The sequence below is a fragment of the Streptomyces sp. NBC_00829 genome, from assembly GCF_045161795.1.
Lineage (GTDB): Bacteria > Actinomycetota > Actinomycetes > Streptomycetales > Streptomycetaceae > Streptomyces.
The window spans coordinates 3,942,881-3,966,250 of sequence record NZ_CP108867.1; the positions used below are offsets into that span (position 1 = coordinate 3,942,881).

Here is a 23,370-nt window from a genome sequence, read left to right on the forward strand (position 1 = left end):
GTAGTTGATGGCGTATCTACGACGTGAGGGGCGGGCTGCCGGTCCAGCCGCCGCCCTCTCACGCAGCGATCAGGGCCTGGGCGTGCAGGCGCTTCTGGCGGTGCACTCGGAGAAGAACGGGTAGGCCGTGATTCCCTTCAGCGTGCCCATGGTGCCCAGCCTCCTGGCCCCGCAGTTGGCAGTGTCCTGCCACTTCTCGACCACGAACGAACGGCGCTCGATCTTGGGAGTGGTATACCCATACATCTTTGACGGAACGTTGATCGTGTTGGCGACCGTCTTGCCCTTCGAGGTCTCCTTGGTGATGTCGAAGCTGGTCTTGGCTTCGACCTGCCCAACCCCAAAGTTTAGGCTTCCGCCCAGTTCGGCCCCCCAAGTCGTCGACTTCGACGACGTCGTCACCAGGTCGTACCGAAGGATCGCCGACGTCGGCCCCGAGTTGTACTTGCCAGCTGTGGATCCGACCCCCTCGTACGTGGGCGCATAGGCGACAACCTTGTACCAAACGTCCGGCGGGCACGCTTGCTCACCAGGGGTCTCCGCAACTGCAGTAGGCGCCCACAGCAGCCCCGCTCCGACAAGTAAAGCTCCCGCGAGCGCGCTCCTCGTCACATCTGAACGCATGACGTTCCCCTCCCGTTTCACGCCCGATCCCCGTGATCAAGCGATAGGAGAGCCAACCATGGACACGACAGGCGAAGCAATGATCTTGATCAAGAACTGAGGCGAAGCCGTCCCCTGACACCCGCCCGAAACCACACGAGAGGCCCCACACCCCCACCGCATGACGATCAGTCAGCCATGCAATTGGAACTTATGGAAGCCACCTAGAAGACTGCTGAAAATCTCGTGTTCTGGCCCCGGCTCGGTGGAGTCGGGGCCAGTCTTGTAGGCATGCAGGGGGAATGGGCCGGGGAGATGGTCGGGCCGGATGTGTGGGAGACCTGCCGGGAGTTGATCCCGGCAGGGAGTGTGTTCGCGTTTCTGGCCGAGCATCGCGAGGTGCTGTTCCCGGCGGGGATGTTCGCCGACATGTATCCGTCGTCCAACGGCCGTCCGAGTCTGCCGCCGCAGGTGCTGGCCGCGACGGTGGTGCTGCAGAGCCTGCACGGGCTGTCTGACTTCGAGACGGTCCAGGAACTGCGGTGTGACCTGCGGTGGAAGGCCGCTTGCGGGCTGGGCCTGTATGACACCGCGTTCGACCCGTCGCTGCTGACGTACTTCCGGCGCCGGCTGCGTCACTCGGCCGATCCGATGCGGGTCTTCACCAAGGTCAAAGAGGTCGTGGCCGCGACCGGCGTGCTCAAGGGAAAGCAGCGGCGCGCGTTGGACTCCACCGTGCTGGATGACGCGGTGGCGACCCAGGACACCGTCACCCAGATCATCTCCGCGATCCGCCGGGTGATCCGCGAGGTCCCCGGCGCCGAGGAGACCGCGCAGCAGTGGTGCACGGCGCACGACTACACCGACCCGGGCAAACCGAGAATCGCCTGGGACGACGAGACGGCCCGGGCCGCGCTGGTCGACGCGCTGGTCACCGACGCCCTCAACCTGCTCGGACACCTGCCCGAACAGGAGCCCGGCGAGAGAGCGGCGAACGCGGTGGGCCTGCTGGCCCTGGTCGCGGGCCAGGACGTGGAACCGGCCGAGGACTCCGACGGACGCGACGGCCGCTGGCGTATCGCCAAGCGCACGGTGGCGGACCGGACCGTGTCCACCGTCGCCCCGGACGCACGGCACATCCACAAGAACCGCACCCGCCACCAGGACGGATTCAAAGGGCATGTGTCCTTCGAGCCGGAGATTGGGCTGTTCACCGCTGTCGCCCTGGCCGGTGGCTACGGCCCCGACAACCACGAGGCCGCCGTCGCCGTCGGCCTGCTGGCCGACGAGGACGAGGGCCAGGAGTTAACCGTGCTCGGTGATTGCGCCTACGGCACCGGCGACCTGCGCGCACAGTTGGAGGCGGACGGCCACTCCCTGGTGGTCAAACCACCGCCGATCCGGCAGGCCGTCCCCGGCGGCTTCACCATCGACGACTTCCGTCTGGACCTGGCCGCCGGCACCGCGACCTGTCCGGCCGGACACACCGCCAGCCTCGGCCAGGTCAAAGCCGACGGCGCCCGCACCGCCCAGTTCAAACGCGTCTGCGCCGACTGCCCCCTGCGGGGACGCTGCACCACATCCAAGACCGGACGCAGTGTGAACATCCACCCCTAGCACGATCTGCTGGCCGCCGCCCGCCACCAAGCCGCCACCGACCCGGCCTGGCAGGACGAATACCGCCGATGGCGGCCACCGGTCGAACGCGCCATCGCCTGGCTCGTCGCCAAAGGCAACCGCCGGGTCCCGCACCGCGGCATCATCGCCAACAACATCTGGCTCCACCACCGCGCCGCCGCCCTCAACCTCCGCCGACTGATCACCCTCGGACTCACCCGAACCAACAACACCTGGCACCTCACCCCGGCCACCCCATGACGAAGGGCCCGCCCGGCCCACAGCCGAACAGCCCCGCAACAAGATCTTCAGCGGTCTTCTAGGGCGTTTCTTCCGATCATCTGATCGTTGGTCGGGTGTGTCGTTGACGCTCGACGCGGGGCCGATGCAGCTCTACCGCTACGTGGACGCCAGGGAGGAGCTCCTCGGCCTAATGGTCGACGCGGTGTAGCGGAGGTTCGGTCCCTCGGCCAGCAGCAGGAGCGCCGCCCTCAGTCACCAGTGGTCGACCTCCTCGGGGCGGTCCGCCACGAGGTCGTGGCGAGGCGCGGGGAACGCGCTAGCGGCCTCGCCGTCCTGCTGGCAGGCCTGGCGGTCGGCCTCTCACGCAGATTTAGCCAGGCGTGACGATCCAGTCCAAAATGGAACTGGTGACTACGTGCGACGCGGCGCCCACCTCTGAACGCCTGCGTCGAATCGTCGAACGGCACGACACCGAACGAGGAGGACCCCATGTACGTCGTGGTCCAGCACAAGATCTTGAACCCGGAGACGGCGTTTCCCCGTGGCCAGGCCCTTATCGACGGCACCGGAGCGCCCGACGGCACCCGGGTGCTGCAGTTCTACCCGCACGTCGACGGATCTGTCGTGACGTGCCTCTGGGAGACGAAATCCGTGGCAGACGTCCAGGGCTTCGCCGACACAACTCTCGGTGACTCGAGCGTCAACGTGTGCTACGAGGTCGACGCGGAGAAGGCATTCGCCGACCGCCCTGGTGGCCTGAGGCCGAAGTCGGCACCTGTCACCTAGGTGCAATACCGATGACTTTGGGGTTTTCGGGTCGTTGGGTGTGGTGTGCCAAGGCCCGGACAGGTGAAGTCGTCAGCAGGCGAGCGGTTGTCGGATCGGATCGCGATTGGGGTGCTGACCCGCGCGTTTCCGCCGGAGTTGGTGGACGAGGTGATCGCGGAGTGCGGTCGGGCCGAGCAGCGGCACAGGCTGCTGCCGGCCCGGGTGGTGGTCTATTTCGTGCTGGCGATGTGTCTGTTCTCCGGTCAGGGATATGAAGAGGTCGGGCGGCTCCTCACCCATGGGCTGGAGCGGATGGGGCGGTGGAAAGGGCCGTGGCGGGTGCCGACCACCGCGGCAATCGGCCGGGCCCGTCTGCGGCTGGGCCCGGAGCCGCTCAGGGGGCTGTTCACCAGGGTGTGCCGTCCGGTAGCGACCGAGGAGACGAGCGGGTCCTGGTACCGCCGGTGGCGACTGGTCGCGGTGGACGGCACCACCTTCGACCTGCCCGACACCGAGGCCAACGCCGCCTTCTTCGGGCGCCCCGGCGTCAGCCGCGGGCAGGAGAAGAGCGCCTACCCACAGGCGAGGGTGGCCGCGCTGGTCGAGTGCGGCACCCACGCGGTCTTCGCGGCTGAGACCGGGCCGCTGGCCGTCCATGAAACGGTGCTGGCCCAGCGCCTGTTCAGCTCGCTGACGCCGGGGATGATGCTGCTGGCGGACCGGGGCTTTCACGGCTTCGACCTGTGGCGGGCCGCCGCAGCGACCGGCGCCGACCTGCTGTGGCGGGTCAAGAATGATGCCGTCCTGCCCATCCGGGCCTTGCTGGTGGACGGCTCCTACCTCTCGGAGATCGTCGCCGCCAGGGACAAGAACCGCCGCGCGGACCCGGTCAGGGTCCGCGTTATCGAGTACACCCTCGGCCGCGACGGCAGCGGCACGGTCTACCGGCTGATCACCACCGTCCTGGACCCACGGGCCGCGTCGGCCACATCGCTGGCCGCGCTGTACGCCCAGCGGTGGGAGATCGAGAGCACGCTGGACGAGATCAAGACCCACCAGGGCGGGCCCCGCCTCGTCCTGCGCTCCCAGCACCCTCGCGGGGTCGAGCAGGAGATCTTCGCCTTCCTGCTGGTGCACCACGCACTGCGGGACCTGATGCACCAGGCCGCACGGCAATCGGACCAGGATCCCGACCGGATCTCCTTCACCCGCACCCTGCGCATCATCCGCCGCCATGTCACCGACCAGGCGGCGTTTTCCCCCCTCCCGGCTGGCCCGCGCACTCACAGCGGCCCTGCGTGAGATCCGAGAACGCCCCCTGCCCCCACGCCGATTGCGCTCCAGCCCCCGCGTCATCAAACGCAAGATGTCCAACTGGAAACTCAAACGCACCGAGCACCGCAACCCGCCCCGGCAGGACACCCCCACAGTGACGCTGGTCGGACCGACCAAGACCAAACCGACCCGCCGAGAAAAAGCCTAAATCACCGGTATTGCACCTAGGTGTTCTGTTCTGGGAGGTTGTGGACGGGTGAGCCAGGTCTCGGTTGAGGGATCTTGAACAGGTGAGGGCCTTCCGGGTTCGGTGTGGATTGCGACGTCTACACCGACCGAAAGGCCCTCGTGCCCCACCGTAATGCACCCCTGACCGAGACCGGACGCCTGCGCTTGGCCCGCTGCGTGGTCGAGGACGGCTGGCCGCTGCGCCGGGCTGCCGAGCGTTTCCAGGTCTCGCCGACCACCGCCCAGCGCTGGGCCGACCGCTACCGGCGGCTGGGCGAGGCAGGCATGGCCGACTGCACTCCAGCCCCCGCCGACGTGAACCCCTCTTCCGAACCCCGAGGAGCGTCAATCGCCATGCCCGAACCAGCAACCCTAGTCGCGCGCGACAACCGGCGTACGCCTTCAGGCGACCAACCCGACGCCGCCGGACACGCCTCGACGGTATCGGGGAGCAGGTGGCAAAGACGAGCGCGGGCCCATACGACTGCGGCCCCCTCCGAAGGGCTCACAGGTCTCGGTGCCGCCCTCGGCCAGCCATCCTGACTGTGCCTTCTGTCGAAAGCATGACCTGAGGGGTGGTGTCTCGGTCGAGGGCCAGGTTGAACTGGTCCTCCCGCGTGCACACCATTCGCCGGTCCGGTACGGAAGCATGGCCAGCATGCTGAATGAACGGATCACTGCACGCGAGGGCCGGTCATGAAGGACGAAACGCAGTCGACCGAGACGGGAAGACTCTCGGTTCTCCAGTCTCTCTGGTCCGGCACGCGGTCAGGGGACCACGTCGACGCCGACACTGCCCGCACCGTCGTCATGCCGGCTCTGGGCGTGGTGCCTCCACTTCAGCAGGTCCTACGACGTCTCACCATGGCCCTCGGCGTACTGCTGGCGACAGTGGCTATCGTCTACGCCGATCGCGACGGCTACCACGACAACGCCAACGACTCGGTCGATCTTCTTGACGCCTTTTACTACGCGACGGTCACCCTTTCCACCACGGGATACGGCGACATCGTCCCGTACAGCGACAGCGCACGCCTGACCAACATCCTTCTCATCACCCCGTTGCGTGTGCTCTTCCTGATCATCCTGGTGGGCACCACACTCGAAGTGCTCACCGAACGAACGCGGCAGCAGGCTCGTGTTCACCGTTGGAAGAGCCGCACCCAGGACCACGTGGTCGTCGTCGGCTACGGCACCAAGGGCCGTCACGCCATCGCAACGTTGCTCGGCCAGGGAACCCCCAAAGACAAGGTCGTCGTCATCGATCCTGAAAGGAAGGCAGTGGATGCCGCCAGCAATGACGGCTTCGTGGCTGTCCACGGAGACGCGACCCGGTCCGCCACCCTGCTGCGAGCAGAGTTGCCGCGCGCCGCGCAAGTGATCATCGCTCCGCAGCGGGACGACACAGCCACGCTGGTCACTCTCACCGCGAGACAGCTCAACAGGCGGGCCTCCATCGTCGCGGCTGTCCGGGAAGAGGAGAACGTACCGCTGATCAAGCAGAGTGGAGCCGATGCCGTCGTAACGAGTTCCGGTTCGGCCGGACAACTGCTCGGGCTCTCCACTGTCAAGCCCTATGTGGGCGCGGTGTTGGACGAGCTGATGACTTATGGCAGCGGGCTCGATTTGTCTGAGCGACCGGTGACGGAGGAAGAGGTGGGCCGATCACCCCGCGAGTCCCCGGACCAAGTCGTCGCTGTCGTGCGCAGGCTCGAGATTCTGGGCTACGACCACCCAGACGCCGCGACGCTCCGGCCCGGCGATCGGGTGATTACGGTGACGCGGGCGAAGTCATACGGCTGACCAGGTTCGACTTGTCGCGCATGCGGCGAACCGTTGACTCCAGCGGTTCAGCCGCCACTCCTCCCGGGTCCGCTCGGTGAGGACCTCAAGAGTGGTGCCGACCAGGATGATCAGAAAGAGTACGCGCAACGGTGTCACCAGCAGCACATTGGTCAGCCACGCGCCGTCGCTGTACGGGACGATGTCGCCGTATCCGGTGGTGGAAAGGGTGACCGCCGCGTAGTAGACCGAGTCGAGGAAATCGACGGAGCCATCGGAGTTGTCGTGGTACCCGGCCCGATCGGTCCAGACGATCAGCACCGTCAGAAACAGCACCCCCAAGGCCATGAGCAGCCGTTTGGCGAACTGCCGCAGCGGACGCTCGACGACTCGGCGGGGGAGTTTCACCCGGCTGGTGACCAGTTGTTCCTCGGCGTGCCTGGCCATGGCGTCCTGGCCGGGAAGTTTCACGTGAAACGCCCTCCGTCGGCGAGGCGGCCTCCAGCGGTGATCTCCGACGCCCAGGGCGTCCAGGGGAGGTCGAGCACCTCCAGCTCGTCACCTGCGCTCGCCCCGCCCGGCGGAACGACGGCCAGACCATCGGCGGCAGCGATGCCACGCAGCATTGCGGGACCGTTGTAGTGGAGCGGCACCAGGCGATCGGCCCGGTGGACGAATGGCACCAGGCGGGTGTCGTACGGATGCCCGTGCACCTCGTCCCGTACGGGCGCCCAGTACGGATCGGGGGCTCCGCGGCCCGAGAGTCCGCGCAGCAGCGGCTCGGCGAGCGTCAGGAGTCCGGAGACGGCCGCGAGGGGGTTGCCGGGCAGGCCGACCAGATATCGGGACGGGTGATCACCCTCGCGGGCGAGACGGGCCAGCAGCATCGGATGGCCTGGGCGCACGGCGACACCGTCCACCAGCAGCTCCGCACCCGCTTTCCGCAGGACCGGGTGCACATGGTCGACGGGCCCCGAGGCCGTGCCTCCGGTGGTGACGAGGAGATCGGCGCGGGAGGCGGTGACGGCCTCGTGGAGGGCTTCGGCATCATCACCGAGGCGTCGGGTGGCGATGACATCGACACCGAGGGCGCCGAGCCAGGGGCCGAGCATCGGCCCGAGGGCATCGCGGATCAGACCGTCGTGGGGGAGCCCGGCGGTGAGCAACTCATCCCCGAGGACGAGGACTTCGACACGGGGCCGCTCGACCGTAAGCAGCTCGTCGTACCCGGCAGCTGCCGCAAGGCCCAGGACGGCCGGGGTCACCAGTGAGGCGGCGGGCAGGAGTTGGTCGCCCGATCGGCATTCCTGACCTCGCGGCCGGATGTCCTGACCTGGGAGCACATCCCGCTCCGCATACAGCTGGCCGCTGTGCGCATCGGTACGCGCATGCTCGCTGCGGATCACGGCAGTGGCCTCGGGCGGGACACGGGCGCCCGTGGCGATCCGTACGGCAGCTCCGTCCGGCAGCGCCGACGCCTCGCCGTGCCCGGCCAGAAGCGAGCCGCCGCCCTGAATCGTCCATGGCCCGGGGCCCGCAACGGCCCAGCCGTCCATGGCGGAGGTGTCGAAGGACGGCAGATTGCTGAGTGCGGTGAGCGGTTCGGCGAGCACGTGCCCGAGGGCCTGGGCGAGGGGCACACGCCGGGTACGGGGCCGGGCTGCCCGCCCGATGCGCGCGGCCAGGGCGCGTGCCTGGGGCCAGGGGGTGGCGCGGTGCCGGGCCGCGGCGGAGCGGTCTGCGGCGGCGGCCGTGGGGGAGCCGGGGGAAGGTTTCTGCCGTGTCTGGCGGCCGACGAGCGCGAGGGCTTCCTCTACACCATCCGACTCGGCCGCGTCCGACGCGGCGTCGTGGGACCGCGCCCCGGACCTGTCCCGTTGCGACCCGGTCCTGCCGGTTGCCCCAGGGGGATCCGTCACGTCGGGGGCATCGGGGGCGTCGACCTCGTGGTCCTGACCGTTCATCCGGCGTCGGCCTGCCCCGGGTCGGCGGGCCCGGCAGTCCCGGCAGGCCCGGCGGATCCGGGCGCTTCGGCGGGGCCCGATTCGGGGGCCGCCCCTTCCGCCTCCGCCGCCCAGCGCCTGGCGAGCGCGGCGGCCTTGCCCGCGGCCTCCGCAACCGCCGCCGGGCCGCCGTTGCCTGCCTGAGCGGCCGCGTAGCCCACCAGGAAGGTGGTCAGCGGCGCCGCGGGGCGGGCGACTCCATGGGCGGCATCCCGGGCGAGGTCGAGCAGGACGCCGGTGTCGACGTCGAGTTCGATGCCGAGTTCGTCCTTGACTGCGGTGATCCATTCATCCAGCACGTTCCCATGCTCCCTGATACGGGCCCGGGCAGCGGAGATGTCCTCCCAGGTGTCGCAGTCGAAGGAGGCGAGGGGTTCCGCGGCAACCCGGGCGAGATCCAGCTCCTGCGTCAGCAGACGCAGCGGCAGCCCGGACAGGCTCCCGTATTCGGTGGCGAGAAGTGCCAGTTCACGGCGGAGCGGCTCGGTGCGGTAGGCGGCGACGAGCGGCTGGTCGCGCCCGTCGGGGTCGGTGAGCAGAGCCGCCTCCTGCCCGCTCGTGCCGAGGACGCCGATCAGCCGCTGCACGGTCCGCTCCCCCAGAAACGGCAGATCGGCCGAGAGCACGAGGACGGCCCTCGCCTCGACCTGCCGCACTCCGGCGTCGAGGGCGGCAAGAGGTCCGCCGCCGGGGGGCTCCTCACGTGCCCAGACCACTGGGCGTGCCGTGGCCCGGCGCCCGCCGACGACGACGGTGCGCCCCGCGTCACGGCACACCCCGAGCACACGGTCGAGCAGGGCCCGCCCGCCCACGCTCACCGCCGGCTTGTCGGCGCCGCCGAGCCGCTTCGCGGCACCCCCGGCGAGCACGATGGCGTCATACGCGGTCATGCCTGAAGTATGGGCCGCGATCGCGCGGGCGGGGAGTCCCGAGTGGATCTCCGGTGGATCTCCCCGGTCGGACTCCGGCAAATCCGTCCCGCTCTGTGCGGACCTACAGGCTGCGCAGAGCGGGACCTGCATGCTGCGCAGCTCGGACGTCCGGGTGGCGCAGCGTGGACCTGTGGGTGGCGCAGCGTGGGCCCTGGAGACTCCGCAGCGTGGATCGGATCTAGAGGCTCCGCAGCAGCACCGCCGGCTGTTCCACGCAGTCGGCGACATAGCGCAGGAAGCCGCCCGCCGTCCCGCCGTCGCAGACCCGGTGGTCGAAGGTGAGCGAGAGCTGCACGACGTGCCGTACGGCAAGCTCGCCCTGGTACACCCACGGCTTCGGCACGATTCGGCCGACGCCGAGCATTGCCGCCTCCGGGTGGTTGATGATCGGCGTCGAGCCATCGACCCCGAACACCCCGTAGTTGTTCAGGGTGAAGGTCCCGCCGGTCAGATCCGCCGGGGCCAGGGTCCCCTGCCGGGCCGCCTCCGTCAGTCGGCCGAACTCCGCGCTCAGCGACTCGGCCGAGAGGCTCTGCGCGTTCCGTACGACCGGGACGACCAGGCCCCGGTCGGTCTGCGCCGCGAAGCCGAGATGCACCTCGGAAAGACGCACGATCTCCCTGGCGTCCATGTCCACCCTGGAGTTGAGCTCGGGGTGACGGGCGAGCGCCGCCGTGCAGATCCGGGCGAGGAGCGCGAGGACGGAGACCTTCGGGCCGCCCGCCGCGTTCATCGACGCACGCGCGGCCATCAGCTCGGTCGCGTCCGCGTCGACCCAGCAGGTGGCGTCCGGTATCTCGCGCCGGCTGCGCGACAGCTTGTCGGCCACCGCTCCTCGTACGCCGCGCAGCGGTATCCGTTCGCCGCGCGCTCCCGCGGAGACGGGTGCCGCGACCGGCTCCGGGGCGACCGGCGTCTCGGTGGCCCGTACGGCGTGCTCCACATCCGCCCGCAGGATCAGGCCATCGGGCCCGGATCCGGACAGCTGGCGCAGATCGAGGCCGTGTTCATGGGCCAGTCGGCGCACGAGCGGCGATATGACGGGCACGGGCCCGCCCAGGACCACCTCCTCGACCGCCCTCACACTCGCCCTGTGACGGGCGGGCGCGGCAGCCACAGCGGCGGCCGGTGCGGAGACCGGGACCTGAGCCGGGGCGGGCGCCGAAGCGGCCGACGGAACGGATGGCAGTGGACCGGTGGGCCGGATGCGGCGGCGGCGTGCCGCTGGCGCCCCCGTCCCATAGCCGACCAGGACGTTGCCGGACGACTCGCCCGCCGATCCCGGTCCGCCCGAGGCTGCGGAGCCGCGCGAGGCATCAGGACCGGCCGAGGCGGATCCGACCGACTCCACCGCGCCCACCGCGACCGTCAGGAGCGGTGCTCCGACAGGCAGTTCGGTGCCTTCCTCGCCGAAGCGGGCCGTCACCACACCGCCATACGGGCAGGGCACCTCGACCATCGCCTTGGCCGTCTCGACCTCCACGACGGGCTGGTCGACGGCGACGACATCGCCCACCGCCACCAGCCAGCGCACGATCTCCGCCTCGGTCAGTCCCTCACCGAGATCCGGAAGCTTGAATTCGAGCACCTGTGCCATCAGCTTCCCGCCTCCCACTGCAGCCGCGCGACCGCATCCAGGACCCGGTCCACTCCCGGCAGATGGTGCCGCTCCAGCATTGGCGGCGGGTACGGGATGTCGAATCCGGCCACACGTAGCACCGGAGCCTCCAGATGGTGGAAGCAGCGCTCCGTCACCCGCGCGGCGATCTCCCCTCCGGGACCGCCGAAGCCGGTGGACTCGTGGACGACGACCGCCCGGCCCGTGCGCCGCACCGACGCACAGACCGTCTCGTCGTCGAAGGGCACCAGCGAGCGCAGATCGACGACTTCCAGGTCCCAGCCCTCGGCCGCTGCTGCCTCGGCGGCCTCGATACAGACCGGTACGGAAGGCCCGTACGTGATCAGCGTCGCGCTGCGTCCGGGCCGCCGCACCACGGCGCGGCCTATCGGCTCCACCGCGGACGGCGCGTCCGGCGACCACGCGGCCTTCGACCAGTACAGCCGCTTGGGCTCCAGGAAGACCACCGGGTCGTCGGAGGCGATCGCGGCCCGCAGCAGGCCGTACGCGTCGTCGACGGTCGCGGGCGTGACGACATGGAGCCCCGGAGTCGCCATGTAGTACGCCTCGGACGAGTCGCTGTGGTGCTCGACCCCGCCGATTCCGCCGCCGTACGGCACGCGCACGGTGATCGGCATGGGCATTGCGCCCCGTGTACGGTTCCGCATCCGCGCCACATGGCTGATCAACTGCTCGAAGGCCGGGTACGCGAAGGCGTCGAACTGCATCTCGACGACTGGCCGCAGTCCGTACATCGCCATGCCCACCGCGGTGCCGAGGATGCCTGCCTCCGCGAGCGGGGTGTCCGTACAGCGGTCCTCGCCGAACTCCTTGGTGAGCCCGTCCGTGACCCGGAAGACTCCGCCGAGCGCGCCGACGTCCTCCCCCATCACATGGACGGACGGGTCCTCGGCCATCGCGTCCCGCATCGCGCGCTGCAGCGCCTGCGCCATCGTGGCGGGTTTCACCGCGGCCGTCGTCATGGTGCTTCTCCCTCGGCGTCCAGCTCGGCACGCAGCTGTGCCGCCTGTTCCCGCAGCTGGCTGGTCTGCTCGGCGTAGACATGCGTGAACAGGTCCATCGGGTCGAGCACAGGGTCGGCGTTCATCCGCTCCCGCAGGTCGGCGGCCATCGTCTCGGCCGCGTCGGCGGCTGCCCGCTTCCCCTCCTCGTCGAGGATTCCCCGCTCCGTCAACTCCCGCTCCAGCAGCTGGATCGGGTCGTGCGCACGCCAGGCCTCGACCTCGACCTCGCCTCGGTAGCGGGTGGCGTCGTCGGCGTTCGTGTGGGCTTCCATGCGGTACGTGACGGCCTCGATCAGCGTCGGACCGCCGCCGCGGCGTGCCCGTGCCACAGCCTCGCCCAGGACGTCGTGCACCGCCACCGCGTCGTTGCCGTCGACGAGCCTGCCCGGCATGCCGTATCCCACGGCCTTGTGCGCGAGCGAGGGCGCCGCGGTCTGCTTGGCCAGCGGCACAGAGATCGCGAAGCCGTTGTTCTGGACGAGGAAGACCACGGGGACCTGCCACACCGCGGCGAAGTTCAGTGCCTCGTGGAAGTCGCCCTCGCTGGTGCCTCCGTCGCCGACCATGGCGAGCGCCACGACTTCGTCGCCCTTGAGCCTGGCCGCGTGCGCCAGTCCGACCGCGTGCGGCAGCTGGGTGGCGAGCGGGGTGCACAGGGGCGCTATGCGGTGCTCGCGGGGGTCGTAGCCGGTGTGCCAGTCGCCGCGCAGCAGGGTCAGCGCCCGCACCGGGTCGAGGCCGCGCGCCACGGCCGCGAGGGTGTCGCGGTAGCTGGGGAAGAGCCAGTCCCGCTCCTCCAGCGCCAGCGCGGCCGCCACCTCGCACGCCTCCTGCCCGGTGCTCGACGGGTAGACGGCGAGCCGTCCCTGCTTGGTCAGGGCCGTCGCCTGTGTGTTGTACCGGCGGCCGCGCACCAGCTCGGCGTACAGCCGCAGCAGCAGCTCCGGGCCGGCACCGGCTGCGGCGTCCGTGCCGAGCACGCGGTACGGCTCCGGGTCCGGGAGCAGCGGTGCGGGGTCGGTGCGCGGCTTCCAGGCCGGCGGCGGGGTCGGCCGATAGGCGGAAGCGGCACCAGGCAGCTCTTGGACCGTCATGCTGCTCTTCCTCAACGCGAGCACCTCCTCGTGGGAGCGACGACGAGGCGGCACGGCTGTGGCGCGCCTCACCTACCGATTGTTCGGTCGTTGGCGCATTTTGGCTACAGGCACCTTCAGCCTGTGGACAAACGGTTCTCCACAGCCTGAGATGGAGACAGGGCGTCCATGCGAAGAAGGCGGGGGGATATGGGAGCTGAACAAATGGCCGGGGGCGGGGACAGGGCCGAGCAGACACCGCCGGCGCGCCCCCTCGATTCCATCGACCGGGACATCCTCCGGATCCTCCAGACGGACGGCCGCGCCTCGATACGTTCCGTGGCCGAGCGGGTGCATGTCTCGCGCGCCAACGCGTACGCCCGTATCAACCGGCTCATCGATGACGGTGTGATCCGCGGTTTCAGCGCCCGCGTGAACCACGAGCGGGCAGGCCAGGGCGCATCCGCGTACATCACGCTCAAGATCGTGCAGAACTCCTGGCGGACGGTGCGCGAACAGCTCCAGGCGCTTCCCGGCGCCGCTCACATCGCTCTGGTCAGCGGTGACTTCGACGTGCTGCTGCTGGTGCACACGCCGGACAACCGGACCCTGCGCGAGCTCGTCCTGACCAGGCTCCAGTCCATCCCGGAGGTGCTGTCCACCCGCACGCTGCTGGTCTTCGAGGAGACGGACCTCGATCCGGGGCCGGGCAGCGGCCCGATCCCCTCTCCGGACGCCGAGCCGCTCCAATGACCGGGCGCTCCCGAGCGGAGCGGCCGGTACGCGGATGCCCCCGACGGGACTCTAGGAGTCCGTGCGCAGGCCGTCGAAGGCGAGCCGGACGACCGCCTCGGCGACCTGGACGCCGTCGTAGCCGCTGCCCGGGTGCGGGCGGTACCACTCGACCAGGGAGTTCACCATGCCGAAGAGCAGCCGGGTGGCCAGCCGGATGTCCATGTCCGCGCGGAGGTCGCCCTCCGCGGCAGCGGCCTTGAGCAGATCGGCGACCTGGTGGTCGAAGTCACGGCGCCGCTCCAGCGCCCACCGCTCGGTGTTCGTGTTGCCGCGTACGCGCAGCAGCAGCGTCACATAAGGAAGCTCGGCCATCAGGACCTCGACGGTGCGCCGGGTGACGTACTCGACGCGCTCGATGGCCCGCCCGCCCAGCGCTCCCGGCTCGTCCAGGACCGCGAAGAGGGCCTCGAGCGCCCGGCTCACGGCACGGCGCAGCAGTTCCTCCTTGCCCGCCACATGGTGATATATCGAGGATTTGGAGATACCGGCCGCCTTGGAGAGGTGCTCCATGGAGGTGCCGTCGTAGCCGCGCTCGTTGAAGATCCCAACGGCGACGCTCAGCAGCGTCTCCGGTGTGTACGTGTCCCGCTTGGCCGTGGTCATGCGCCTGCCTCGTCCTTCTCGGTCGGGACGTACGACTGCCGGTACAGCCCCAGCGAAGGGGCGTAGCGCCCGCTGGGCACGCGCGCGTGGAGCTCGTCCAGCAGCTCGTGCGCCCAGGCGCGGCCCAGTCGGCGGCCCCACTCGACCGGCCCCAGCGGATAGTTGACCCCACGGCGCATCGCCGTGTCGATGTCCCTCGGTGAAGCGACCTGCTTGGCGACCGCGTCGGCGGCGAGATCCACGAGCATCGCGACCGTACGGGCCACGATCATGCCGGGGACGTCCCCGATGACGCTGACCTTCTTGCCGAGAGCCTGGAACAGGCCTATCGACTGCCTGAGGGTCTCCCAGCCGGTGACCTCGGAGGCGGAGAGGGCGATCCGGGTCGCGGTGCGATAGTCGAGCGCCAGGTCGAAGTAGACGACATCGCGGAACTCGGCCGAGGTCTGCCCGTCGGCGAGCGCCAGCTGTCCGCCGCTGGGCAGCAGAATCCTGGTGCCCCGGTCCTCGTCGCACTCGTGGACGGTGATGCCGGCCTCGCGGATCATTGCGATCAGTTCCCCGGCGGGTCCCAGGTCACCCTCCACGGTGAGGTGGGGCGGCGGTTCCGTGGCCGGCGCCGTGTGCGGCTCGGGGCGTATGGCGCCGTCCTCGTAGGAGTACCAGCCGCGTCCGCTCTTGCGCCCGTGCAGCCCCGACTCGACCAGCCTGCGCTGGGCCAGCGACGGCGTGAACTTGGGGTTCTGGAAGAAGGACTCCCACACCGACCGGGTCACGGCCTCGTTGACGTCCTGGCCGATCAGGTCGGTCAGCTCGAACGGACCCATCTTGAAGCCGCCGCACTCGCGCAGGACCGCATCGATGGTGGCGGGGTCCGCGCCGCGCTCCTCGTAGACCGCGAAGGCCTCGGCATAGAAGGGCCGGGCGATGCGATTGACGATGAAACCGGGGGTGTCCGTGCAGCGCACGGGTGTCTTGCCCCAGGCTTTCGCCGTGTCGTACGCGCGTGTGGCCGCCGCGTCCTCGGTGGCGAAACCGCTGACCACCTCGACCAGGGGCAGCAACGGGGCCGGATTGAAGAAGTGCAGGCCGACGAAGCGGCCGGGATTCCTGAGCGCCCCCGCGATGGCGGTGACCGAGAGCGACGAGGTGTTGGTGGCCAGCAGACAGTCCTCGTCCACGATCTCTTCGAGGGCGGTGAACAGCTTCTGCTTCACCGGGAGCTGTTCGACGATCGCCTCGACGACGAGGGCCGCGTCGGCGAGCTCGGCCGGCTCCGCCGCTGGGTGCAGCCGGGCACGGGCGGCGTCCCTGGCCGCGGAATCCATCCGGCCCTTCTCGACAAGCCGGTCCAGACGTGCGCCGATGGCGTCCGCCGCCTCGGCCGCCCGGCCGGGAACGGCGTCGTAGAGACGTACAAGGTGGCCTGCGGCGAGGGCGACCTGCGCGATGCCCTGGCCCATGGTGCCGGTGCCGACCACGGCAACGGTACGGCTCTGATCGATGGCGGTCATGGGAGCGATCCTCCCCGATGAGTTGTCCACAGCTTCGACAGGCCCCCTTGTACCGACCGATCGTTCGGTTACTCTAACTCTGTCATTCCTTCCCTGCCCAGCTCGACGAGGAGTTGGTCCTTCATGCAGCTGACCGAGACCCACCGGCCCACGCTCGACCAGGCTCTCGAGGCGATCCGCACCCGCGCCTACTGGTCCCCGCACCCCGAGCACCCCAAGGCGTACGGCGAGAGCGCGCCGGCCGACGGGCTCGCGGCGTTCGAGGCCCTGCGCGGCACCCGCTTCGAGCTGGACCAGCCCGGCACGGACGGCTGGACCGGCGGTGAAGTCTCGCCGTACGGACCGGAGTTGGGTATCGAGTATCCCCACCCGGACATCGACGTACTGCTGCCCGCGATGAGCGCGGGCACGGCCGCCTGGCGCAAGGCCGGCCCCGAGACCCGCGCCATGGTCTGCCTGGAGATCCTCGCGAGGATCAGCGCCCGGACCCATGAGTTCGCGCACGCGGTGATGCACACCAGCGGGCAGGCCTTCATGATGGCGTTCCAGGCGGGCGGCCCGCACGCCCAGGACCGCGGCCTGGAGGCCGTCGCGTACGCCTACGCGGAGCAGGTCCGCACCCCCGCAGCCGCCGAGTGGTCCAAGCCCCAGGGCAAGCGGGACCCCCTGGAGCTGCGCAAGACGTTCACCACGGCGGGCCGCGGCATCGCCCTGCTGATCGGCTGCAACACCTTCCCCACGTGGAACGGCTACCCGGGGCTTTTCGCCTCCCTGGCCACCGGCAATCCCGTGCTGGTCAAGCCGCACCCCCGCGCGGTGCTGCCGCTCGCCCTCACCGTTCGCGTGGCCCGTGAGGTGCTCGCCGAGGCGGGCTTCGATCCGAACCTGATGTGTCTGGCCACCGAGGAGCCGGGCGAGGGCATCGCCAAGATCCTCGCCGTGCGCCCCGAGATCAAGATCATCGACTACACCGGGTCCACCGCCTTCGGCGACTGGCTGGAGGCCAATGCCCGCCAGGCGCAGGTCTACACCGAGAAGGCCGGCGTCAACACCGTCGTCGTCGACTCCACCGACAACTACAAGGGGATGCTGTCCAACCTGGCCTTCTCGCTGTCCCTGTACAGCGGCCAGATGTGCACCACTCCCCAGAATCTCCTGATCCCCAGGGACGGCATCACCACGGACGCCGGCCACAAGTCGTACGACGAGGTGGTCACCGACCTCGCGGCGTCGGTCGGCGGCCTCCTCGGCGACGACGCACGGGCGAACGCCCTGTTGGGCGCCCTGGTCAACCCCGATGTGAAGGCACGCCTGGACTCGGCGGCCGGACTGGGCGAGGTGGCTCTGCCCTCACGGAAGATCGCCAATCCGGAGTTCCCGGACGCCGTCGTCCGTACGCCGGTCATCGTCAAGCTCGACGGCGCCCGCAAGTTCTGGGAAGGGTCCGACGCCGAGGCGGTGTACCTGTCGGAGTGCTTCGGCCCGGTGTCCTTCGCGGTCGCCGTGGACTCGACGGCGGACGGGCTGGAACTGCTGCGCCGCACAGTCCGTGAGAAGGGCGCGATGACGGTCGGCGCGTACACCACCTCGCAGGAGGCGGAGCGCGCGATCGAGGACGTGTGCCTGGACGAGTCGGCGCAGCTCTCGCTGAACCTGACCGGCGGGGTGTACGTCAACCAGACAGCGGCCTTCTCCGACTTCCACGGCTCGGGCGGCAACCCGGCGGCGAACGCAGCCCTGTGCGACGGAGCGTTCGTCTCGAACCGCTTCCGGGTGGTGGAGGTCCGCCGCCAGGCCTGAGCGGTGAACCTCCCACGAGGAGGCACGCAGCCCGGACCCGTCGAGCCCAAGGGGGCGGGCCGTGACCCGTGGGACGTACGGGTCACGGCCTGCCAGGGGTCACGGCCCGCCGGGCCCCCCGGTTCAAACCGGGGGGCTGGTCGGTGCACGACCAGGCCTCGCACCGTCCAAGCGGGCCTGGGCCTCGCCGTCCAGGACCCGGGCTCCCTTCAAGGCATGGCCGACTGCCAGGGGGCTGGGGCCCGGCAGCGGTGCCGGAGATCCCGTCGGCGTCTCGGGGGTCGTGACCTTTCACTCGAGGTCGTGACCGTTCAGGGGACCGCCCCAGTGGAACAGCGCCATGGCCACGCTGGTCGCCAGGTTGTAGCTCGACACCTGGGGACGCATGGGAAGCGACAGCAGCCTGGTTGCCCGGCCCCGCAGCTCGGGCGAGACCCCGTGCCGCTCGGAGCCGAAGACGAGCAGCGCGTCATCGGGGACGGCGACGGATCTGATGTCCTCACCCTCCGGATCCAGGACATACAGAGGGCCTGGCGGAAGGCCGCTGGAAGGAAGCCGTTCCACGGCGGTGGCGAAATGGAGACCCGCGCCCGCCCTCACGGCGTTGGGGTGCCAGGGGTCCACATCGCCGGTGGTGACCACACCGGTGGCCCCGAAACCGGCGGCGAGGCGGACCACGGCCCCGACGTTCCCAAGATTGCGCGGGTTGTCCAGAACGACGATCGGTGCCCTCCGTGGCCCGCTCTCCAGCCTCGCCACATTCGCCTCACGCCCTGGCCTGGTCGCGAGTGCGGCCACCTGCGTGGGGTGAACCCTCGGTACCAGCTCCCGCAGAGTCGGGACGGGCACCTCCACGACAAGATCCCGGATGCGGTCCGTCACATCGTCGGCGAGCGACGCCGCGAGCGCCAGCGCGGCGGCCTTGTCGCCGGTGACGGCGACGCGCACGTCCGCTCCGAAACGAAGTGCGTGCTTCAGCGCATGGAAGCCGTCGAGCAGCACGGCATCGGGCGCGGCCTCACCCCACTGCCGTACGGCCCTCACGGCATCGTCATCGCTCATTGCCTCAGGCTACGTGGGCATATCGCGCGGGTACTTCCGGGTACTTCAGTGGGGCTCGTCGGCGAGTGCCCGGGACCCGTCCTGGCTGCCGCTCCGCTGCCGCGGCCCCACGGCTTCCCCGCGCTGGAACAACCGCGTCCGCACCCGTGTCGCCCGCCCGCCGAGCCAGAGCAGGAAGACGGTCGGCAGGAAGACCGCGTCGGCGGCGATCATCGCGAGCGAGAAGAAGGGCAGCCCGAGGAGGACGGCGATGGCCGCGTGCTCCAGCATCATGGCCGCCAGCAGGACGTTCTTGACGCGCCGGTTGAAGAGCGTGAAGGGGAAGGCGACCTGCACGATCACCGTGCCGTACGTCAGCACCATCACCATCACACCGCCGGACGCGAGGAGCTCGGAGAGTGCGGGCCAGGGCGTGAAGTAGTCGAGATTGAGCGGGTAGTAGAGCGCCGTGCCGTCCTGCCAGCGCGAGCCCTGGATCTTGTACCACCCGGCGGTGGCGTAGATCAGACAGACCTCGGCCATGATCACGACCAGCGCTGCGTTGTGCGCGAGGTTGGCGAGTACGTCCATCAGCGCACGCGGCTCACCGTACGGCGCGTACCGGCCGGCCATCCACCACAGTCCCAGCCCGACCCAGATCACCCAGGTCAGGAGCAGCACGAACCAGCCGGTGTGGTTCAGGAGGGTGGCGATGACCAGGGCGAATCCCAACACCACCCAGAGCGCCGGCCCTGCCCGGTCGCGGTCCTGGCCCGGGACGGCCCGTGCCGCACGCCGCGCGTCGAGGGACCAGACCTGGCCACAGCGCGTCAGGACCAGATAGACCGCCATCAGATGGATGACGTTGTCGCCGCCGTCGCCCATGAAGACGGAGCGATTCTGCAGGGACAGGACGCCGACCATGAACAGCACGGACATGGTGCGGGTCCGCCAGCCCAGCATGAGCAGGGCGCTGGAGAGGACGGCGACGCCGTAGAGGACCTCGAACCAGAACGTGCTGTCCGACCACATGAGAGCGCTGAAGGCGTCGTTGCCCGCGATGAGTTGCCGGGCCATGTCCCAGCTCCACGGGCCGGAGGGACCGTACATCTCATGGCGGTTGGGCAGCTCTCGCAGCAGGAAGAGCAGCCAGGTGGCGGAGAAGCCGATCCGCACGACGGCGCTCTGGTACGGCCCGAGAGCCAAGGATGTGATCCGCTGAACGGCTCGGGCGACCCGTCGGTCGGCCGCGGCGCTCACCGGTCCCCCTCCGTTTGGCCGTTGTGGACTCCCCCGGACAGATCGGCGGCGGTCACCGTCCACCAGGGCAGGACCCGGTAGGAGGGGCGGGTGTCGATATTCTCGTCGCTCCACTCAGGGGCCTTGACCGACCGGGTCGCCGACCTGAGCTGTATGCGCTCGACGGGGCCACCGAGGTCGCGCCCTTCGAGCCGCGTCATCACGATGCGACGGACGTAGGTCTCGGAGAGCTGGCCCCGCAGACCGTTGGGGCGGTTCTCGTTGTCGTGGGAGCTGATGTAGAGGTCCCAGGCCCGGCGCAGTTCGTTCTGCTGGACGTGGCTGGGGAGAAGGTTCCCGCGTATCGCCTCGCTGTCCTGCGCGGTCAGGTCGATCCAGTCGGTGGCATCGCGATCGCCCTCCGCGGTGGTGTACTCAGCCTTCACCTGGACGCCGACGTTCTGCTGGAGCGGGTTGGGTGCGAAGAGCTTCCAGTTCTGCTCGAACTCGGGATAGACCCAGCTGTCCACTGCCTCACCGTGCTTCTTGGTCACCGTGTTGGACGGGGCGACATGCAGAAACACCATGGTCAGGTGGACGCAGGCGAGCACGGCGACGCCGGCGAGGAAGACGACGGCGGCCACCTGGTAGGGAAGCGAGAGCCCCGCGATGCCCCGGGCGACGGGAGGGGCTGGTGGGGCTGGTGGGAGCTCAGGGTGAGGCTGATGCCCGCGCGGGTGTACCGCCTCGGGCGTGGGCTCGGGTGCCGGCTCGTGCTCTTGCACGGGGTCGCGCGCCGCCCCGGGCTTCCTCCCGGGCTGCGTCCCGGGCCCGGATCTGTGGGCGGGCGGGGGCCCCGCCTCCTGCCCCGACTCCGGCAGGAACTCGGCATCCGGCGCGGAATGAGGGGCGGGAACAGCGCAGGCGGCAGGCTCCTGCCGAGGTCCCGCCAGGGGGTCGGTGGCCTGGCCGGAGCGGGGTTCGGGAGCACGGCCGGCGGACGGCTCGGCGCTCAGGCCTCCCGCACCGGTGACGTCCTCGTCGTCGTAGGAGTCCATCCCGCCCCGATCCTCATCGGTCCACCTCGGTTATCCACAGGGTTGACACCCTACGGGCCGTCGACCCACCATTGAAGTCAATGAACCGAACGATCGGTCGGTAGGGGGCCCGGATGACGGCAGTGACTGCGGATACGTACGAGGCGGTTTTCGACGCCGCCGTGGCCGCCGACGAGCGCATCGAGCCACGTGACTGGATGCCCGACGCCTATCGGGCGACGCTGGTCCGCCAGATGGCGCAGCATGCCCACTCCGAGATCATCGGCATGCAGCCCGAGGCCAACTGGATCACGCGGGCGCCCTCGCTGCGGCGCAAGGCGATCCTGATGGCGAAGGTTCAGGACGAAGCGGGCCACGGCCTGTACCTGTACAGCGCTGCGGAAACCTTGGGCACGAGCCGCGAGGAGCTGCTCGACAAACTCCACGCCGGCCGCCAGAGATACTCCTCGATCTTCAACTATCCGACGCTGACCTGGGCCGATGTCGGCGCGATCGGCTGGCTCGTGGACGGCGCGGCGATCACCAACCAGGTGCCGCTGTGCCGCTGCTCCTACGGCCCGTACGCCCGCGCGATGGTCCGGATCTGCAAGGAGGAGTCGTTCCACCAGCGGCAGGGCTACGAGCTGCTGCTCACCCTCTCGAAGGGCACTCCCGCCCAGCACGAGATGGCGCAGGACGCCGTGGACCGCTGGTGGTGGCCGTCGCTGATGATGTTCGGCCCTCCGGACGACGAGTCCTCGCACTCGGCGCAGTCCATGGCCTGGAAGATCAAGCGGCATTCGAACGACGAGCTGCGCCAGCGCTTCGTGGACATTTGTGTCCCGCAAGCCGAAGCCCTGGGCCTGACCCTCCCGGACCCTGATATCCGGTGGAACGAAGGGCGGGGCCACCACGACTTCGGCGCGATCGACTGGTCGGAGTTCCAGGAAGTCCTCAAGGGCAACGGGCCCTGCAACGAAGAGCGGATCACGCAGCGGCGCAAGGCCCACGAAGAGGGTGCCTGGGTCCGGGACGCGGCCGCGGCATACGCCACGAAGCACACAGCACGGCACGCGAAGCCCGGGGAGGCGACGGCATGAGCAGCTCGACCGACTGGCCGCTGTGGGAGGTCTTCGTCCGCTCGCGCCGCGGGCTCTCCCACACCCACGCGGGAAGCCTGCACGCCCCGGACGCGGAGATGGCCCTGCGCAACGCCCGCGACCTGTACACCCGGCGGAACGAAGGCGTCTCGATCTGGGTGGTCCCTTCCACCTCTGTCACCGCGTCCTCGCCCGACGAGAAGGACCCGTTCTTCGAGCCGTCCGCCGACAAGCCCTACCGGCACCCGACGTTCTACGAGATCCCGGAAGGGGTGAAGCACCTGTGACCGCCACACCCGGGACCACCACGGTGAACGCCGCGGCACTCGCCCTCGGCGACGACGCGCTCGTGCTCTCACACCGGCTGGGGGAGTGGGCGGGCCATGCCCCCGTCCTGGAGGAGGAGGTCGCCCTCGCCAATATCGCCCTGGACCTGCTCGGGCAGGCACGGCTGCTGCTCTCCATGGTCGGCGACGAGGACGAACTGGCGTATCTGCGCGAGGAGCGGGCCTTCCGCAACCTTCAGCTGGTCGAGCAGCCGAACGGCGACTTCGCCCACACCATCGCCCGCCAGCTGTACTTCTCGGTCTACCAACGGCTGCTGTACGCAGCGTTGGCGGCCGACGGCGGCCCGTTCGCCGGACTCGCCGCAAAAGCGGTCAAGGAGGTCGCGTACCACCAGGACCACGCCGAGCACTGGAGCGAGCGGCTGGGCGACGGCACGGCCGAGAGCCACGAGCGGATGCAGGGGGCGTGCGACGCGCTGTGGCGGTTCACCGGCGAGATGTTCGAGCCGGTCGAAGGGCTGGGCGTTGACTGGCAGGGGCTCCAGACCGCCTGGCTGGAGCGTGTCACCGCGGTTCTGGAGCGGGCGACGCTGACCGTGCCCGAAGGTCCCCGGTCGGGTGGCTGGGCGGCGGGCGCGGGTCGTCAGGGTCTGCACACGGAGCCCTTCGGGCGGATGCTGGCCGAGATGCAGCATCTTCACCGCAGTCACCCGGGGGCGTCATGGTGAGGTGTTCGCCCCACGCCCACGGCGTGGCCGAGGCCCCTGTGGTCGAGCACGGGACCACG

The 23,370-nt window shown here is 69.7% G+C and carries 19 protein-coding genes and 3 pseudogenes; 10 read left to right on the forward strand and 12 right to left on the reverse strand.

From position 1 onward, the window contains the following. Positions 1 to 69 precede the first annotated feature (69 nt). Complete coding sequence (locus OG293_RS17140) at positions 70 to 624, reverse strand: hypothetical protein (protein WP_405999665.1); 555 nt, start codon at positions 622 to 624, stop codon at positions 70 to 72. A 270-nt stretch (positions 625 to 894) separates the two neighbouring features. On the opposite strand from OG293_RS17140, the pseudogene OG293_RS17145 reads away from it, so the two are divergent. From OG293_RS17145 to OG293_RS17165, 5 genes and pseudogenes are all read left to right on the forward strand, one after another. After that, positions 895 to 2,481: pseudogene (locus tag OG293_RS17145) on the forward strand (IS1182 family transposase). Positions 2,482 to 2,952: 471 nt separating this feature from the next. Then, positions 2,953 to 3,249 (forward strand): hypothetical protein, encoded by a 297-nt coding sequence (locus tag OG293_RS17150; protein ID WP_405999666.1) that lies wholly within the window; start codon positions 2,953 to 2,955, stop codon positions 3,247 to 3,249. Positions 3,250 to 3,294: 45 nt separating this feature from the next. Next, complete coding sequence (locus OG293_RS17155) at positions 3,295 to 4,533, forward strand: IS4 family transposase (protein WP_405996798.1); 1,239 nt, start codon at positions 3,295 to 3,297, stop codon at positions 4,531 to 4,533. Positions 4,534 to 4,854: 321 nt separating this feature from the next. Beyond that, positions 4,855 to 5,043 (forward strand): annotated as a pseudogene (locus OG293_RS17160) (helix-turn-helix domain-containing protein); the annotation flags it as partial. 387 nt (positions 5,044 to 5,430) lie between these two features. Continuing rightward, positions 5,431 to 6,537, forward strand: coding sequence for a potassium channel family protein (locus OG293_RS17165; RefSeq protein ID WP_405999667.1), 1,107 nt, complete (start codon positions 5,431 to 5,433; stop codon positions 6,535 to 6,537). Between the two features lie 39 nt (positions 6,538 to 6,576). Here the strand turns inward: OG293_RS17165 and OG293_RS17170 are convergent. From OG293_RS17170 to pdhA, 6 genes and pseudogenes are all read right to left on the reverse strand, one after another. After that, a pseudogene (locus OG293_RS17170) lies at positions 6,577 to 6,963 on the reverse strand (potassium channel family protein); the annotation flags it as partial. 20 nt (positions 6,964 to 6,983) lie between these two features. Continuing rightward, entirely contained in the window at positions 6,984 to 8,480 is a 1,497-nt protein-coding gene (locus OG293_RS17175) for a molybdopterin molybdotransferase MoeA (RefSeq protein ID WP_405999668.1), read from the reverse strand. Then, positions 8,477 to 9,409: an NTP transferase domain-containing protein gene (locus tag OG293_RS17180; RefSeq protein ID WP_405999669.1), complete on the reverse strand. Its 933-nt coding sequence runs from the start codon at positions 9,407 to 9,409 to the stop codon at positions 8,477 to 8,479. The genes OG293_RS17175 and OG293_RS17180 overlap by 4 nt, the downstream gene beginning before the upstream one ends. 220 nt (positions 9,410 to 9,629) lie before the next feature. Continuing rightward, the gene (locus OG293_RS17185; RefSeq protein ID WP_405999670.1) at positions 9,630 to 11,048 is read right to left on the reverse strand and encodes a dihydrolipoamide acetyltransferase family protein; all 1,419 of its coding nucleotides are present in this window, start codon (positions 11,046 to 11,048) and stop codon (positions 9,630 to 9,632) included. Beyond that, positions 11,048 to 12,052 (reverse strand): alpha-ketoacid dehydrogenase subunit beta, encoded by a 1,005-nt coding sequence (locus OG293_RS17190; RefSeq protein WP_405999671.1) that lies wholly within the window; start codon positions 12,050 to 12,052, stop codon positions 11,048 to 11,050. The genes OG293_RS17185 and OG293_RS17190 overlap by 1 nt, the downstream gene beginning before the upstream one ends. Beyond that, positions 12,049 to 13,188: a pyruvate dehydrogenase (acetyl-transferring) E1 component subunit alpha gene (gene pdhA / locus OG293_RS17195; RefSeq protein ID WP_405999672.1), complete on the reverse strand. Its 1,140-nt coding sequence runs from the start codon at positions 13,186 to 13,188 to the stop codon at positions 12,049 to 12,051. The genes OG293_RS17190 and pdhA overlap by 4 nt, the downstream gene beginning before the upstream one ends. 204 nt (positions 13,189 to 13,392) lie before the next feature. On the opposite strand from pdhA, the gene OG293_RS17200 reads away from it, so the two are divergent. Next, on the forward strand, positions 13,393 to 13,920 hold the full coding sequence (locus OG293_RS17200) for an Lrp/AsnC family transcriptional regulator (protein WP_406003622.1): 528 nt from the start codon (positions 13,393 to 13,395) through the stop codon (positions 13,918 to 13,920). 51 nt (positions 13,921 to 13,971) lie between these two features. Here OG293_RS17200 and OG293_RS17205 read toward each other — a convergent pair whose 3' ends face one another. Both OG293_RS17205 and OG293_RS17210 read right to left on the reverse strand, forming a co-directional pair. Continuing rightward, the gene (locus tag OG293_RS17205) at positions 13,972 to 14,565 is read right to left on the reverse strand and encodes a TetR/AcrR family transcriptional regulator (RefSeq protein WP_405999673.1); all 594 of its coding nucleotides are present in this window, start codon (positions 14,563 to 14,565) and stop codon (positions 13,972 to 13,974) included. After that, complete coding sequence (locus OG293_RS17210) at positions 14,562 to 16,079, reverse strand: 3-hydroxyacyl-CoA dehydrogenase (RefSeq protein WP_405999674.1); 1,518 nt, start codon at positions 16,077 to 16,079, stop codon at positions 14,562 to 14,564. Before OG293_RS17210 ends, OG293_RS17205 begins: the two co-directional genes overlap by 4 nt. Before the next feature lie 123 nt (positions 16,080 to 16,202). Here OG293_RS17210 and paaN point away from each other — a divergent pair, with 123 nt between their 5' ends. Beyond that, positions 16,203 to 17,879, forward strand: coding sequence for a phenylacetic acid degradation protein PaaN (gene paaN / locus OG293_RS17215; RefSeq protein ID WP_405999675.1), 1,677 nt, complete (start codon positions 16,203 to 16,205; stop codon positions 17,877 to 17,879). Between the two features lie 291 nt (positions 17,880 to 18,170). On the opposite strand, the gene OG293_RS17220 is transcribed toward paaN, so the two are convergent. From OG293_RS17220 to OG293_RS17230, 3 genes are read right to left on the reverse strand one after another with little or no spacing between them, the layout of a single operon-like run. Continuing rightward, positions 18,171 to 18,941, reverse strand: a complete 771-nt coding sequence (locus OG293_RS17220; protein ID WP_405999676.1) for a TrmH family RNA methyltransferase — start codon at positions 18,939 to 18,941, stop codon at positions 18,171 to 18,173. A 45-nt stretch (positions 18,942 to 18,986) separates the two neighbouring features. Further along, positions 18,987 to 20,180 carry an HTTM domain-containing protein gene (locus tag OG293_RS17225; RefSeq protein WP_405999677.1) on the reverse strand — a complete coding sequence of 398 codons (1,194 nt, stop codon included), beginning with the start codon at positions 20,178 to 20,180 and terminating at the stop codon, positions 18,987 to 18,989. Further along, positions 20,177 to 21,217 carry a DUF5819 family protein gene (locus OG293_RS17230; protein WP_405999678.1) on the reverse strand — a complete coding sequence of 347 codons (1,041 nt, stop codon included), beginning with the start codon at positions 21,215 to 21,217 and terminating at the stop codon, positions 20,177 to 20,179. The genes OG293_RS17225 and OG293_RS17230 overlap by 4 nt, the downstream gene beginning before the upstream one ends. A 113-nt stretch (positions 21,218 to 21,330) precedes the next feature. Here OG293_RS17230 and paaA point away from each other — a divergent pair, with 113 nt between their 5' ends. Genes paaA through paaC form a run of 3 tightly spaced genes read left to right on the forward strand, consistent with a single transcriptional unit; the run spans position 21,331 to position 23,311 of the window. Next, positions 21,331 to 22,296: a 1,2-phenylacetyl-CoA epoxidase subunit PaaA gene (gene paaA / locus OG293_RS17235; RefSeq protein WP_405999679.1), complete on the forward strand. Its 966-nt coding sequence runs from the start codon at positions 21,331 to 21,333 to the stop codon at positions 22,294 to 22,296. Beyond that, positions 22,293 to 22,583, forward strand: a complete 291-nt coding sequence (paaB, locus tag OG293_RS17240) for a 1,2-phenylacetyl-CoA epoxidase subunit PaaB (protein ID WP_405999680.1) — start codon at positions 22,293 to 22,295, stop codon at positions 22,581 to 22,583. The genes paaA and paaB overlap by 4 nt, the downstream gene beginning before the upstream one ends. Continuing rightward, complete coding sequence (gene paaC, locus OG293_RS17245) at positions 22,580 to 23,311, forward strand: 1,2-phenylacetyl-CoA epoxidase subunit PaaC (RefSeq protein ID WP_405999681.1); 732 nt, start codon at positions 22,580 to 22,582, stop codon at positions 23,309 to 23,311. The genes paaB and paaC overlap by 4 nt, the downstream gene beginning before the upstream one ends. Positions 23,312 to 23,370: the final 59 nt, after the last annotated feature.

Bases quoted from the DNA above. Each gene is read 5' to 3' on its own strand.
- OG293_RS17140 (WP_405999665.1), bottom strand. From the start codon at position 624: ATGCGTTCAGATGTGACGAGGAGCGCGCTCGCGGGAGCTTTACTTGTC.
- OG293_RS17150 (WP_405999666.1), top strand. From the start codon at position 2,953: ATGTACGTCGTGGTCCAGCACAAGATCTTGAACCCGGAGACGGCGTTT.
- OG293_RS17165 (WP_405999667.1), top strand. From the start codon at position 5,431: ATGAAGGACGAAACGCAGTCGACCGAGACGGGAAGACTCTCGGTTCTC.
- OG293_RS17175 (WP_405999668.1), bottom strand. From the start codon at position 8,480: ATGAACGGTCAGGACCACGAGGTCGACGCCCCCGATGCCCCCGACGTG.
- OG293_RS17180 (WP_405999669.1), bottom strand. From the start codon at position 9,409: ATGACCGCGTATGACGCCATCGTGCTCGCCGGGGGTGCCGCGAAGCGG.
- OG293_RS17185 (WP_405999670.1), bottom strand. From the start codon at position 11,048: ATGGCACAGGTGCTCGAATTCAAGCTTCCGGATCTCGGTGAGGGACTG.
- OG293_RS17190 (WP_405999671.1), bottom strand. From the start codon at position 12,052: ATGACGACGGCCGCGGTGAAACCCGCCACGATGGCGCAGGCGCTGCAG.
- pdhA (WP_405999672.1), bottom strand. From the start codon at position 13,188: ATGACGGTCCAAGAGCTGCCTGGTGCCGCTTCCGCCTATCGGCCGACC.
- OG293_RS17200 (WP_406003622.1), top strand. From the start codon at position 13,393: ATGGCCGGGGGCGGGGACAGGGCCGAGCAGACACCGCCGGCGCGCCCC.
- OG293_RS17205 (WP_405999673.1), bottom strand. From the start codon at position 14,565: ATGACCACGGCCAAGCGGGACACGTACACACCGGAGACGCTGCTGAGC.
- OG293_RS17210 (WP_405999674.1), bottom strand. From the start codon at position 16,079: ATGACCGCCATCGATCAGAGCCGTACCGTTGCCGTGGTCGGCACCGGC.
- paaN (WP_405999675.1), top strand. From the start codon at position 16,203: ATGCAGCTGACCGAGACCCACCGGCCCACGCTCGACCAGGCTCTCGAG.
- OG293_RS17220 (WP_405999676.1), bottom strand. From the start codon at position 18,941: ATGAGCGATGACGATGCCGTGAGGGCCGTACGGCAGTGGGGTGAGGCC.
- OG293_RS17230 (WP_405999678.1), bottom strand. From the start codon at position 21,217: ATGGACTCCTACGACGACGAGGACGTCACCGGTGCGGGAGGCCTGAGC.
- paaA (WP_405999679.1), top strand. From the start codon at position 21,331: ATGACGGCAGTGACTGCGGATACGTACGAGGCGGTTTTCGACGCCGCC.
- paaB (WP_405999680.1), top strand. From the start codon at position 22,293: ATGAGCAGCTCGACCGACTGGCCGCTGTGGGAGGTCTTCGTCCGCTCG.